Consider the following 13,617-nt stretch of genomic DNA (forward strand, 5'->3'; position numbering starts at 1 on the left):
TGAATCTAGTTAAGATTTTTTCCAAAAGGGAGGCTTAATATACTATATAACTTGTATTTTTTTAAGGATGTTGTAAAAAACCATTAAAAATATAAGATATAGCATTCCTAAAAATCCATAGGCTTTAACTCCTATATAAATTGATGCAAGGACCATAATAGGATTCAAACCAAGATTTGAAGATACAAGCTTTGGTTCAACTATTTGCCTTATTATGGTGATGATTATATATATTATTATTACAGCTATGGCCATGTAATATTTTTTCATTATTACAAAGTATATAACTAAAGAAAAGTATATAAGGCCAACCCCTAGTATAGGGAATATATCTAATAGGGCACATACTAAGCTTAAAAGGAAGGCATAGCTAAGCTTTAAGCTCGTGAAGGCAATTAAGCTTTCTAAAAATGTTAAGCTTACTAATATAGAGTAGGATTTGATGTATCCTATAAGCATTTTATATGCTTCAGAAATAAATTCTTCGAATTTTTTCTTTCCGTTTTCATTGAATATACTTGTAAGTTCCATTTCATAGAGGGTTATATCTTTTGATAAAAAGTATGTGGCTATAAAAGTTATTATTATAATTAAAAATACAGAAGGCAGTTTTATAGCAAAGGATAAAATGGTATTTAAAAGGGTTTGTAGCATGTTAAAGGCAGAGGAAAATATCTTGTTAAGGTTTGTTTGTAGCTTTTCAATTATAAAAGGGTCTAAATTTCTTACATGCCTTTCAAGGTTTATAATAATATTTTGAATATAAGGGTATAAAGTATCAACATTTGGAATTTTAAAAAGAAGGGTTCTTGCTTCTGATATGATTTTTATTATTATTAAACTTAAGATATAAAATATTAAACTAAAGGTTATACCAGTAGTTATAATAGATGATAAAGCAACAGGAAGTTTAAATTGTTTTATTAAAAATTTGTTAAAAGGTTTGTTTATTAATGCTATAATAATAGCAAGAACAAAAGGTAGAGTGTAGGGAAGAGTCTTAAAGAATGTAAAAAATAATAGGGTGTAAATTAAAAGAAAAATAAAAAATCTTTTAAGTTTTAGTATAAAATCTTTATTAAACATTTTTTTCACCTCACTTTAATGTAAGAAGGGATATTATGGAGGAGTTGATAAAGGTAAATTATCTTGATATAGCCGTAGTGCTAATATTATTATACGGTAGTTTGGATGGAATGCAAAAGGGTTTTGTTTTAACTTTAGTAAGGTTGTTCTTTTTAGGGCTTTCGATCTACTTTTCAAAAGTTTTGTCTCCATATGTTATGGATTATATAATAAACAACACAAATATATATAGAAGTATGCAAAAAGTTTTTTTAGAAAAAATAAGCTCAAAGCAAACTCTAGATGTTTTAAATTTGTTTGTTGATAAAAAATATATATCAAGGATGGCTACAGATTTGTTTTTGACGGCAGCTACTTATTTTTTAGTTTTTTTAATTCTTAACATACTTTTTAATATAATTAGGGAAAACATAAAAATAAGGAAGGGTAAATTGGGTTTTTTAGATAAGTTATTGGGAATGATTTTAGGTTTTTTAAAATGTTTTTTTATAATATCTTTAATATTTGCTCTTTTAACTCCTATAATTAATATATCTTCAAGGGATAGTTTGCTAAATGAATTAATACAAAGTTCAAAGGTGGCAAAGTATTTTTATCATTATAATATAATTTTTCCTATTATAAAGAAAATAAATAGTTTGAGGTAGTTTTATTAATTATTTTTATATATCTTTATTTTGGTAAAAGTTTATTTTACCATAGATAAAAAAGGATGGTGGGTGATATAATGAAGGTATTAGATTGCAGAGGTCTTACTTGTCCGAAACCTGTTATATTAACAAAAAAAGAAGTAGAAGGGCAGGATTTTGACGAACTTCAAATAATTGTAGATAACAAAGCTTCAAAGGAAAACGTTGCTAAGTATTTAAAAAGCGCAAATGTAGCTTTTGATGTTGAAGAAAAGGATGGGCTATATTATTTTTATGCAAAAAAAGATGGAGATTTAAAAAAGGTAGAAGAGCCTATTGTTTGTAGTATAAGTAATGCAGAAATAGATACATCTTTAACTTATATAATATCGACGGATAAAATGGGATTAGGTGATGATAAGCTTGGAAGTATGCTTATGAAAAGCTTTATATATTCTTTAACTGAAATTTCACAAAAGCCGGGGACTATTATATTTTTAAATTCCGGAGTTTTTCTTACCACAGAGGGTTCAGATGTTTTAGACAGTCTAAAAAAGCTTGAAGAGCTTGGGGTAGAGATCTTATCCTGTGGAACATGTTTAGATTTTTATAATTTAAAGGAAAAACTTGTTGTAGGAACTGTAACTAATATGTATACTATAGTTGAAAAGATGAATTCAACAAAAACTATAAAAATATGAGGGATAGCTATGAATGTTCTTATAACATTTGACAGCACAAACTTTGCAATACAATGTGAAGCAGTATTAAAACAACAAGGAATAAAAGGCAACATAATGCCTACTCCAAGGGAGATAACAAAAAGCTGTGGAATTTCTATTAAAATATTCCATGATGATTTAGAAAAAGTAAAAGAATTAATTAAAGAAGGAAAAATAAAGGTTAAAAGGCTTTATAAGTTTGATGAAAATAAAATTTTTGAACCTATAGAGTAGCACACTTTAGGTGTGCTTTTTTTATTGAATGTATTTTAAAAATAGTGTAAACTTACTAAAGAGGTGAGAAATATGATTAACAATTTAGATTTAATGGGTATATTAGAGGTAGTTATAAAAATAATAGTTATTTTGATTTTGATGAAGGTTGTTATAAGGTTAGGAAGTAGATTAATAAATAACTTTTTTGAAAAGCAAAAAACAACGAAATTTGGGCTTAATGACAGAAAAGCTGATACTTTAAAGGAGCTTTTTAAAAGTTTATTAAGATATAGCGTTTATGTCCTTTCTTTTATTTGGATTTTTGAAACTTTAGGATTTGATGTAAAAACTCTTATTGCAGTTACAGGAGTTGCGGGCGTTGCTATAGGTTTTGGAGCACAAAGTCTTGTAAGGGATGTTATTTCGGGCTTTTTTATACTTATGGAGGATCAATTTGCTGTTGGAGATTATGTTACAATAGATGGGCTTTCAGGAGTAGTTGAGGCTTTAGGAATAAGAGTAACTAAACTTAGGGATTTTTCAGGAGACCTTCATATAATACCTAATGGCTCTATATCAAAAGTAACCAATAGGTCAAGAGGAAATATGAGGGCTTTGGTTGATGTTACTGTTGCCTATGAGGAGGATGTTGACAGGGCAATAGATTTATTAAAAAAAATATGTAAGGAAGTTAGGGATGATTTTGAAACTATAGTCGAAGGTCCCGAAGTTTTGGGGGTTGTAAATTTTTTAGAAACCGGTTATGTTATAAGGATAGTAGCAAAAACTTTACCAATGAAGCAATGGGATGTTGAAATGGAGCTTAGAAGAAGAATAAAAAGCCAATTTGATAAAGAAAAAATACAAATAGCTGTTCCTAAAAGAGTTATAGTAAACAAATGAAAGGAGTGGAATTTTGAAGGAGTTTTATTTAGGAGATGTAGTAGAAACAAAAAAGGAACATCCTTGTGGAAATAAAACTTGGGAAGTTATAAGGCTTGGAGCTGATATAAAAATAAAATGCTTAAAATGTGGAAGAATAGTAATGCTTCCAAGGTCTAAATTTGAAAAGGTTGTAAAGAAAATAATAAAAAGTGCACAAGATAATATTGCACAATAATAACTTATATGTTAAAATATTAAAGTCCCTGCCCATGTGATTGGGCCTTAGTCCAGAGGGAGGAGGTGAAAGGAATGAGAAGATACGAAACTCTTTTCGTAATCGCACCAAATGTAGCTGAAGAAGAAGTTAAGGCTACAATAGAAAAAATAAAGGGTGTAATTGAAAACGGCGGTGGAGTTATTGAAAATGTTGATGAGTGGGGCAAGAGAAGACTTGCTTACGAAATAAAGCATTTTAATGAAGGTTACTATGTATTAATTAACTTCACTGCGAACCCTGACTTACCTAAGGAAGTAGACAGGGTTTTAAGAATCTCCGACAATGTTATAAGACACATAGTTGTTAAATTAGACTAATTAAGGTGGGATATAATGAATAAAGTTTTTTTAATAGGCAGGCTAACTCGTGACCCTGAGATAAGATATACAGCAGGGACGGGTATTGCCGTGACCACCTTTACGTTAGCAGTTGATAGACCCTATGTAAATCAAAGTGGTCAGAGGGAAACAGATTTTATACCTATAGTTTGCTGGAGAAAGCTTGCGGAGCTTGTTGCTAATAACTTGACAAAAGGAAGGCTTGTTGCAGTTTCAGGCTCTATACAAACAAGAAAGTATCAGGCTCAAGATGGGACAAACAGGTATGTTACTGAAGTGGTGGCAGATGAAGTAAAGTTTTTAGACAGGCCAAAGGAACAGGCTGGGTCTTTTGTACAGGATGAAGTTGCAAGCGACGAAGGAGATTTCTTCCCTGTCGATGGTGAGGATGACATTCCATTTTAAAACTTAGGTAAGGAGGGGATATGATGTCAAACGCAAAGAAGGCAACAAAGCAAAAAAAGAAAAAGAGAGTTTGCGCATTCTGCGTTGATAAGATTGAATACATCGACTACAAGGATGTTGCAAGACTTAAAAAATATATAACAGAAAGAGCAAAGATTCTTCCAAGAAGAATTACAGGAAATTGCGCAAAACATCAAAGACAATTAACTGTTGCTATAAAGAGAGCAAGAAATGTTGCTTTACTTCCATTTACAACAGAATAAAGCTAAAAGGTGCCCGCTGGGCACTTTTTATTTTATTATTATGTGATATAATAAGAATAAATGATTGTGGTATTTGGAGGTGTTAAAATGGGGGAAGAATTGGATATAATGGGCAATATAAAACTTATAGAAACTTATAAAACGTTTTTGTTGACATCAGTTTCAGACCTTCATGTGTCAATGTTAAAGGGAAGTAGAGCTAACTTAGATGAAATAAAGGATGAATTATCACAAATTATAATATTGTCATATCTTTTAGCTAAAAAGCTTGGAATTGACTATTCTAGCATAGATGATAAAATAATTAAAAAATTAAGAGTTAGCCTTTCAGAGGATGAAAATCAAGAGAACGCCGACTATTTAAGTTTAATTACATATTTAAAGGAAGGTAGGGAATAGATTAGATGAATACAACAAGGGCGCTTATAGAGTCCGCACTTCTTACTGCTATTGCAGTGGTTTTAGTATTAGTTAGTATATATGTTCCTATATTTTATTTTATAGGTCTTTTCATGTGGCCTTTGCCAATTGCGCTTATTCAGATAAAGCATGGTTATAAATATAGTTTTATTTCTTTAATTGCAACAACTATTATAGTTCTTCTTTTTACTGATCCTTATACTGCTTTGGGATTTGCAATTACAAATGGTATATTAGGGATTGTTTTAGGAATAATGATAAAAAGAAAAGAAAGTGCTATAAATACTATATTTGTAATGATAATTATAAACATAATATCTGTTACGATATCAATAAAAATATTTGGACTAATAGCAGGTCAGGATTATATAAAACTTATTTTAGATGAGTTTTATAATAGCATAGATACAGCAAAAAGTTTTTATGAAAAACTAGGAATTCAAAAGGATTTATACGAAAATGCTTTAAAATCTATTCCTCCTAAAGAGATGCTTATGATGCTCATACCTTTTGCTATATTTTCTCATGGGTTTATTTCAGCTATGATAACCTATATTTTAGCTAAGAATATATATTCAAGATTTGGGATAGAACTAGATGGTATACCTAAGTTTTCAAACTGGTATATTCCTATAAAGCTAGCTATTTCAATTATGTTTATAGTTTTGATTGGATATATAGCTTCTTATTTTAAAATAAAAAATGCAGATGCAATACTTTTAAATTCTATGTATTTAATGCTTGTTGTATTTGCGGTAAACGGGCTTGCGGCCCTAAGTTTTTGGTTTGATAAGCAGGGGATTTCAAAGTCTTTAAAAGTAGTCCTTTTAGTGTTTGCTTTTGTATTTTTAGGAAATATACTATTTTTAATAGGAGTAGCTGACTATTCCTTGAATTTAAGGAAGTTAGATAAGTCAAGGATTAGGCATTCTCCAAAATAATGGAGGGTCGTTATGGATAATAAATTTAAAAATTTTATTCCTAATGTGAAAGTATATTTGTTTATAATAGCTTTACTTTTAGGGATATTGGCTTTTTATAATATCAACCTGTTATTTTTAGGGGTTGTTATATATTTTATCCTTCTTTATTATAATTTAAGAAGTTCAGAAATTAAGAAAAATGAGTTTTTTAAATTTATAGAGGATATTACAAGCAACATAGATTCTGCAGGAAGAAATACTTTATCTAAGATACCTATTCCCCTTGTCATAGCAGATAGCGAAGGAAAGATGATTTGGGCTAATAACTTTTTTTTAGAAAATGTTTATAAAAGTCCCTATGGAAAAAACATAAATATGATAATAAGTGATATTGATTTGAACAAAGTTTTAGAAAAAAATATAAGTAAAATGAATAAAGTGGCTGTTGGAGAAGAAGTTTATGATGTTTTAATAAACATAATTCGGTCAAAGTCTGGTAAAAATGTATATATTTTTTACTTCATAAATAAAACCAATTATTATGAGCTTTGTGATAATTATAACAATAAAAAAATGGTTGTTGCATTGATTGAAGTAGATAATTATGATGAAGTAGTAAAAAGCATAGATGATATAAACAGGCCTATATTAATAGCTGAGATAGATAAAAAAATAAATTCTTTTGCAAATAGCTTAAATGCTTTTGTAAGGAAATATGATGTAAATAAATACGTTGCTGTTTTTGAGCAGCAACATATAAACAAACTTATGGAGGAAAAATTTTCTATATTAGATGAAGTAAGGGAGATTTATTTTGGAAACAAAATACCTGCCACTTTAAGCATTGGAATAGGAATGAATGCCGAAAACCCTTATAAGATACATCAATATGCTGTAGCTGCAAAGGATCTTGCACTAGGAAGAGGTGGAGATCAGGCTGTAATAAAAGATGGAGAAAGATTTTTGTTTTTTGGAGGTAAAAGCAAAGAGGTTGAAAAAAGGACAAAAGTTAAAGCTAGGGTTATTGCTCATGCAATATCTGAGCTTATAAATCAAAGCAGTCAAGTTTTAATAATGGGTCATGAAACTCCAGATCTTGACAGTATAGGCTCAGCCCTTGGGGTATATAGGGGATGCAAGCAAAAAGGAAAAACTGCCTATATTGTTCTAAATAAGGTAAATAAATCTATTGAAAAATTGATGAACAAAATTAATAATAAAGAGTATGAAGGAGTTTTTATAAATAACGAAACGGCAAACATTATTGCAAACGATAAGACTTTACTTATTATAGTGGATGTTCATAGAAAAAACTTCCTTGAAAATCCAGAGCTTTTGCATAAAGTAGGTAATGTAGTTATAATAGATCACCATAGAAAAAGTGCAGATTTTATAGACAATGCAGTTATAACCTATATAGAGCCTTATGCATCTTCTACTGCAGAGCTTGTTACAGAGATTTTACAGTATATGAATGAAAGGGTTGAACTTACAAAGGAAGAAGCAGAAGCTTTGATGGCAGGCATATATGTTGATACTAAAAACTTTACTTTTAAGACAGGTTCAAGGACCTTTGAGGCTGCTTCTTTTTTAAGGAGAATGGGAGCAGATCTTATAGAGGTCAAAAAGCTTTTTGCAGATGATTTTAAAACCTTTATAGAGAGAATGGAGCTTATAAAAAGCGCAGAGATAAAAAACGGTATTGCAATAGCCGTTTATAGGCAACCTATTGATAACTTTTTGATAGTTCCTCAAGCTGCAGATGACCTTTTAAAAATAGATGGAGTGGAAGCTTCTTTTGTCCTTGCAAGGGTTGAAAATGAAGTAATAATAAGCGGAAGATCTTTAGGGGATATTAATGTTCAAGTTATTTTAGAAAGCATCGGTGGTGGAGGACATATGACCATAGCCGGTGCAAAACTTTCAGGCGTTAACGTTGATGAGGCTAAAAATCTTTTAGAAGAAGCAATAAAAAATTATATTAAGGAGAGTGACAGAAGATGAAGGTAATACTTCAAGCAGATATTAAAGGTGTAGGAAAAAAAGGAGATGTAATAAACGTATCAGATGGTTATGCAAGAAACTATCTTTTCCCAAAAAAATTAGCCGTTGAAGCAAATGAAGCTAATTTAAAAATTCTTGAAGTACAAAAAGCTAAAGAAGAAAAAAGAAAACAAGAAGAACTTCAAAGGGCAAAGGAAATAGCAAAGAAAATTTCTGAAATATCGGTTGAAGTTTTTGTAAAAGCAGGGGAAAATGGTAAAATATTTGGTTCAATTACTTCAAAGGATATAGCAGAGGCTCTTAAAAAGCAGCACGGAATTGATATAGATAAGAAAAAAATAGAACTTGATGAAGCTATTAAAATGATAGGAGTATATAATGTTGAAATAAAGGTATATCCTGATGTTACAGCAAAACTTAAAGTTAACATCAAGGCAAAGTAGAAAGGAAGATTTAAGTGAAAAACAATATAGCTAAAGATGTAAAAGAGCTTTTTAAGGGACAATATGAAAATCTAAAGGCAAAGGTTGATGCATTAATTACTAAACTTTATGATTTATATGGAGTTGAAAATATAAATTCTATTTTAAAAGAAGAAAATCTTTTGGATTCTTTATATTCTACGGATTTAAACGAAAAAATTTATGTTTTACAAAAGATTTTGCTAGATAAGGATGATTTTATAGACAATCCTTTGGATACTATAAGCCAATTAGAGGATAGAATAGCTTATATAGTTGCAAGAAGAAAAGTTGAGCTTGAACTTGAAAAAAAAGTAGATGAAATAATTGAAAGGAATAACGAGAGATTTATAGATGAAATAAAGTTAAATATAATAAAAAAACAAAGAGGCCCAGAAAATAGCAAGACCTTAAAAAAATTAGAAGAGCTTCAAAGACTTGATAATATAAAGCTTTCAAAAACTATAATGGAGGTTTTAAGGCCTTCTTCAGTAAGAGAAATTGTTGGACAAGAAAGAGCTATAAAGGCTATATTATCAAAGCTTGCTTCCCCATATCCTCAACATATTATACTTTATGGTCCTCCAGGGGTTGGTAAAACCACTACAGCAAGGCTTGCTTTTGAAATAGCCAAAATGTTAAAATCAACGCCTTTTAAGGAAGATGCTCCTTTTATAGAAGTAGATGGGACAACCCTAAGGTGGGACCCAAGGGAAATTACAAATCCTCTTTTAGGTTCTGTTCATGATCCTATATATCAAGGAAGCAAGAGGGATTTTGCAGAAAGTGGAATCCCAGAGCCAAAGCTTGGTCTTGTTACAAAAGCCCATGGAGGAATCCTTTTTATAGATGAAATAGGAGAGATGGACCCTATACTTCAAAATAAACTCCTTAAAGTTTTAGAGGACAAGAGGGTTGAATTTTCATCCTCCTATTATGACCCTGATGATGAGAATGTTCCAGCATATATAAAGAAAATTTTTGAAGAGGGAGCACCTGCTGATTTTATTTTGATTGGGGCAACTACAAGAAGTCCTGAGGAAATTAACCCTGCTTTAAGATCAAGGTGTGCAGAGGTATATTTTGAGCCCCTTTCAAGAAAAGATATACAAAATATTGTTATAAACGCTGCTAAAAAGTTAAAAATTAAAATGGATGATGAAATTCCAAGTATAATAAGCCAGTATACCATAGAAGGAAGAAAGGCTGTTAATATACTAGCAGATGCATATGGGTATGCTTTTTATAAAAGAAGAAGAAAGAGAGTTTTTATAAAAAAAGAAGATATTTTAGAAGTTATAAATCTTTCAAAAATGGTTCCTTATTATAAGAATTACGCAAAAGATGAAGGGGAAGTTGGAAAGGTATTTGGACTTGCCGTATTAGGATTTTTAGGAAGCATATTGGAAATAGAGGCGGTTGCTTTTGAAAAGGAAGGTGGAAGCGTAAGGTTTAATGATACGGCAGGAACTATGGCAAAGGATTCTGTATTTAATGCAGCTTCAGTTATAAGAAAGATTACAGGAATAGATATTTCAAATTATGATATTCATGTAAACATAGTAGGTGGCGGAAATGTGGATGGTCCTTCAGCAGGTGCAGCTATTACTGTGGCAATATTAAGCGCCATAACAGGAAAGAAAGTAAGGCAAGATACGGCTATTACCGGGGAAATATCTTTGCTGGGTGATATAAAACCTGTAGGTGGAATAAATGAAAAAATTTATGGTGCAATGCAGGCAGGAATGAAAAGGGTTATAATTCCAAAGGAAAATTTAGAGGAAGTTTATAAGGATTATGATATTGAGATAATCCCTGTATCAAGCATAGAAGAAGTTATAGAGGCTATTTTCTAGGAGGCGATTAAATGGATAAATTAAGGGTTCCTCCGCATAATATAGAAGCTGAACAGTCGGTTTTAGGTTCCATGCTTCTTGATAAAGATGCTATAGCTGAAGTTACAGAGATATTAAAGGGAGATGAATTTTATAAGGAATCCCATAAAATTTTATTTGATACAATAGTTGAAATATATGAAAAGGACGAACCTGTTGATACTATAACAGTAATAGACCTTTTAAAGAGCAGAAATCTTTTAGAGGCTGTAGGCGGGGTAAGTTATATATCAACAATAGTTACTGCTGTGCCTACTGTAGCTAATGCAAAGCATTATGCAAAAATTGTTAAGGAGAAGGCTCTTTTAAGAAGGTTAATAGCTGCATCTAATGAGATAATGGAAAAATGTTATCAAGAACCAGATGATGTTGAAGAGGTTTTAAGTTTAGCTGAAAAGTCTATCTTTGATATTTCGCAAAACAAAGCCGATACGGATTTTGAGCCGATATCAGATATTATAGCAAGAAGCTTTGATACTATAGAGCATTTATCTAAAACAAAAGGGGATATAACGGGAATACCTTCAGGATTTATAGATCTTGATAGAAAAACGTCCGGCTTTCAAAAAGGAGATTTCATATTGGTTGCAGCAAGGCCTTCTATGGGAAAAACAGCCTTTGTTTTAAACATAGCTTTACATGCTGCTTTAAGGGCTAAAAAAAGCGTTGCCATATTTTCCCTTGAAATGTCAAAGGAACAGCTAGCCTATAGAATGCTTTGTTCAGAGGCAAACATAGACATGCTTAAATTAAGAACAGGCGATCTTGATGAAGAGGATTGGTTTAGGCTTGCAAGGGCAGCCAATCCAATGGCCCAATCAAAAATATTTATAGATGATACTCCTGGAATTTCAGTAAACGAAATGAGGTCTAAGTGTAGAAGGCTTAAAATAGAAAAGGGGTTAGATCTTATAATAGTTGACTATCTTCAGCTTATGTCAGGTAGTAGAAGAAGCGAAAATAGACAACAGGAGGTTTCTGAAATCTCAAGATCTTTAAAGGCTCTTGCAAAGGAGATGGATGCCCCTGTTATTGCTTTATCTCAGCTTAGTCGTGCTCCAGAGGCAAGATCAGACCACAGGCCAATGCTTTCTGACCTTAGAGAATCAGGTTCCATTGAGCAGGATGCAGATCTTGTAATGTTTTTATATAGAGATGAGTATTACCATAAAGACACAGACAAGAAGAATATAGCAGAAGTTATAATAGCAAAACAAAGAAATGGTCCAACGGGAACCGTTGAACTTGTATGGCTTGGTCAATATACAAAATTTGCAAATCTTGATAGATACCACAATGCCTAAAAATGGAAAAGAAACTTGACATGAGTTTTTTAAAGTTTATAATTAAAATTGTTAGGATTTTCAATAAATAAACTTTACCTTTATGTATTTCTAAATTTAGAAATACATTGGAGGTGAGGTTTATGAATCAAGTGCTTGCACTTGAGAGAATTGAAAATCCTAATACAGTAAGAAAAAGTGGATATACTCCTGCTGTAGTTTATGGAAAGGGAATAGAAAATCCTCAAAAGATTAAGATTTTAAAGAAGGATTTATTAAAACTTTTAAGAAACAACAGTAAACATTCTAAGGTATATTTAGATTATAATAACAGCAGGTATTTTTGCATAATTAAAGATATTCAGTTTGATTATTTAAATAAGGATATTCTTCACGTTGAGTTCCAAGCAGTTCATGAAGATGAAGAGGTTAAGGTTTCTGTTCCTCTTGTATATGAAGGAGAGCAGCTTTTAGAATCAAAGGGATTTATCTTAGAAGTTTATGTTTCAGAAGTTGAATTAGAAGGAAAATTAAAGGATTTGCCAGATGTTATAAAAATTGATGTTAAGGATAAAAAGTTAGGGGATAAGATAACTGTAGAAGATTTAAAATTAAAGGAAGGAATAAAGGTATTAGATGATAAAGATAAGGTTTTAGCTGTAATATCTGAAGCTGAAACATCAGAGGAAGAGCTAGCAAGTTAGCTCCATTAGCTCAGCGGTAGAGCAGCTGATTCGTAATCAGCAGGCCGTCGGTTCGAATCCGACATGGAGCTCCAAGCTTATAAAGTGGGCGTTTAAAACGCCCACTTTTTTTGTTGTTAAAGACATTGGTATTATTTACAAAAAGTTTTAAAATACTTGAAAAATTTTTAAAATTTTATATAATTAAATTAAACTTAACAAGGAGGGAACCTTATGAAGCAGAAGATGAACAAGCTATTGTTGAGGCAAAAGTTGGTAATAATCTTCATGTTAATTGCTGTAATTCCTGCTATTATAACCACCACTATTTCTTTATATAATAGCAAAAAATTAGTAGAAGCTAAGGTTTTTAATTTAACAAAACAGATAGCGGATGAAAAAATAGCTTTTATTGATTCCTTTGTTGAAAAGATATCCTATGAAGTAAATTCGATAACCACAAATTCAGGAGTTTTAAATAAAGATAATAATACGATTAATAGTATTTTAAAGAATATTAAAGATGCAAACCCTAATGTATTGTTGATTTATATTGGAGATAGCAATAAAAGGATGAACATATATCCTAAAATTGAGCTTCCAAGCGACTTTGACCCAACTACACGTCCTTGGTATCAAGATGCTATAAAGTCTTTTGGGAATATAGTAATAACAAAGCCCTATAAAGATGTTGCTACTAATAAAAATATAATAACAATTTCAAAGGCCTTTAGGCTTTTAGATGGTAGTGTGGCGGTAATAGGCGTTGATGTAAGCATAGATACACTGATAAGCAACATAAACAAAACGCAAGTTGGACAAACAGGGTATGCGGCTTTAATTTTAGAAGATGGAACAATAATTGCCCATCCTAATAAGGATATGCTGCTTGTAAACATAGCTGAAAAGTATGACTTTGGTAAAAAAATTATTGAAATGAAGGAAGGAAATTTAAAATACACAGATAAAGAAGAAAAAATATCAGGCTTTGCAAAATCAAAGCAAACAGGTTGGATAGCTATTGCAACGATGAATGAGAGGGAATATGGAAAGGAATTTGAAAAATCAATAATTCAAACAGTTATATTTTTAATTATAACCCTAGGAATAGTAGCATTACTTGCCCT

The 13,617-nt window shown here is 31.0% G+C and carries 17 protein-coding genes and 1 tRNA gene; 17 read left to right on the top strand and 1 reads right to left on the bottom strand.

Going from position 1 to position 13,617, the window contains the following annotated elements:
- Positions 1–42: 42 nt before the first annotated feature.
- The gene (ytvI, locus tag C4R78_RS07235; RefSeq protein ID WP_103896412.1) at positions 43–1,086 is read right to left on the bottom strand and encodes a sporulation integral membrane protein YtvI; all 1,044 of its coding nucleotides are present in this window, start codon (positions 1,084–1,086) and stop codon (positions 43–45) included.
- Between the two features lie 35 nt (positions 1,087–1,121).
- Between ytvI and C4R78_RS07240 the strand changes: the two genes are divergently transcribed.
- From C4R78_RS07240 to C4R78_RS07320, 17 genes are all read left to right on the top strand, one after another.
- On the top strand, positions 1,122–1,733 hold the full coding sequence (locus tag C4R78_RS07240; protein WP_103896413.1) for a CvpA family protein: 612 nt from the start codon (positions 1,122–1,124) through the stop codon (positions 1,731–1,733).
- 80 nt (positions 1,734–1,813) lie between these two features.
- Positions 1,814–2,416 (top strand): sulfurtransferase-like selenium metabolism protein YedF, encoded by a 603-nt coding sequence (yedF, locus tag C4R78_RS07245; protein ID WP_173689754.1) that lies wholly within the window; start codon positions 1,814–1,816, stop codon positions 2,414–2,416.
- A gap of 9 nt (positions 2,417–2,425) precedes the next feature.
- Positions 2,426–2,671, top strand: coding sequence for a putative Se/S carrier protein (locus C4R78_RS07250; RefSeq protein WP_103896414.1), 246 nt, complete (start codon positions 2,426–2,428; stop codon positions 2,669–2,671).
- Positions 2,672–2,743: 72 nt separating this feature from the next.
- A complete protein-coding gene (locus C4R78_RS07255) occupies positions 2,744–3,556 on the top strand; it encodes a mechanosensitive ion channel family protein (protein WP_103896415.1) in 813 nt (270 codons plus the stop codon).
- Positions 3,557–3,566: 10 nt separating this feature from the next.
- Positions 3,567–3,773 carry a DUF951 domain-containing protein gene (locus tag C4R78_RS07260; protein WP_103896416.1) on the top strand — a complete coding sequence of 69 codons (207 nt, stop codon included), beginning with the start codon at positions 3,567–3,569 and terminating at the stop codon, positions 3,771–3,773.
- Positions 3,774–3,847: 74 nt separating this feature from the next.
- On the top strand, positions 3,848–4,132 hold the full coding sequence (rpsF, locus tag C4R78_RS07265) for a 30S ribosomal protein S6 (RefSeq protein ID WP_103896417.1): 285 nt from the start codon (positions 3,848–3,850) through the stop codon (positions 4,130–4,132).
- A 15-nt stretch (positions 4,133–4,147) separates the two neighbouring features.
- Positions 4,148–4,558 (top strand): single-stranded DNA-binding protein, encoded by a 411-nt coding sequence (locus C4R78_RS07270; RefSeq protein ID WP_173689755.1) that lies wholly within the window; start codon positions 4,148–4,150, stop codon positions 4,556–4,558.
- A 23-nt stretch (positions 4,559–4,581) separates the two neighbouring features.
- Positions 4,582–4,821, top strand: coding sequence for a 30S ribosomal protein S18 (gene rpsR / locus C4R78_RS07275; protein WP_103896419.1), 240 nt, complete (start codon positions 4,582–4,584; stop codon positions 4,819–4,821).
- Positions 4,822–4,908: 87 nt separating this feature from the next.
- Positions 4,909–5,220, top strand: coding sequence for a MazG-like family protein (locus C4R78_RS07280; protein WP_159945855.1), 312 nt, complete (start codon positions 4,909–4,911; stop codon positions 5,218–5,220).
- A 5-nt stretch (positions 5,221–5,225) separates the two neighbouring features.
- Positions 5,226–6,182: a YybS family protein gene (locus C4R78_RS07285; RefSeq protein WP_103896421.1), complete on the top strand. Its 957-nt coding sequence runs from the start codon at positions 5,226–5,228 to the stop codon at positions 6,180–6,182.
- A 12-nt stretch (positions 6,183–6,194) separates the two neighbouring features.
- On the top strand, positions 6,195–8,168 hold the full coding sequence (locus C4R78_RS07290; protein ID WP_103896422.1) for a DHH family phosphoesterase: 1,974 nt from the start codon (positions 6,195–6,197) through the stop codon (positions 8,166–8,168).
- Positions 8,165–8,611 (top strand): 50S ribosomal protein L9, encoded by a 447-nt coding sequence (gene rplI, locus C4R78_RS07295; protein WP_103896423.1) that lies wholly within the window; start codon positions 8,165–8,167, stop codon positions 8,609–8,611. The genes C4R78_RS07290 and rplI overlap by 4 nt, the downstream gene beginning before the upstream one ends.
- A gap of 14 nt (positions 8,612–8,625) precedes the next feature.
- On the top strand, positions 8,626–10,485 hold the full coding sequence (gene lonC, locus C4R78_RS07300; RefSeq protein WP_103896424.1) for a Lon family ATP-dependent protease: 1,860 nt from the start codon (positions 8,626–8,628) through the stop codon (positions 10,483–10,485).
- 11 nt (positions 10,486–10,496) lie between these two features.
- Positions 10,497–11,828, top strand: coding sequence for a replicative DNA helicase (locus C4R78_RS07305; RefSeq protein WP_103896425.1), 1,332 nt, complete (start codon positions 10,497–10,499; stop codon positions 11,826–11,828).
- Positions 11,829–11,950: 122 nt separating this feature from the next.
- Positions 11,951–12,511: a 50S ribosomal protein L25 gene (locus C4R78_RS07310; protein ID WP_103896426.1), complete on the top strand. Its 561-nt coding sequence runs from the start codon at positions 11,951–11,953 to the stop codon at positions 12,509–12,511.
- A tRNA-Thr gene (locus tag C4R78_RS07315) sits at positions 12,511–12,585 on the top strand. The genes C4R78_RS07310 and C4R78_RS07315 overlap by 1 nt, the downstream gene beginning before the upstream one ends.
- Before the next feature lie 139 nt (positions 12,586–12,724).
- Positions 12,725–13,617, top strand: an 893-nt coding sequence (locus C4R78_RS07320; protein ID WP_173689756.1) for a cache domain-containing protein, incomplete at its 3' end; no start/stop codon positions are given.

The sequence above is a fragment of the Caloramator fervidus genome (genome assembly GCF_900108045.1).
GTDB classification, from domain to species: domain Bacteria; phylum Bacillota; class Clostridia; order Clostridiales; family Caloramatoraceae; genus Caloramator; species Caloramator fervidus.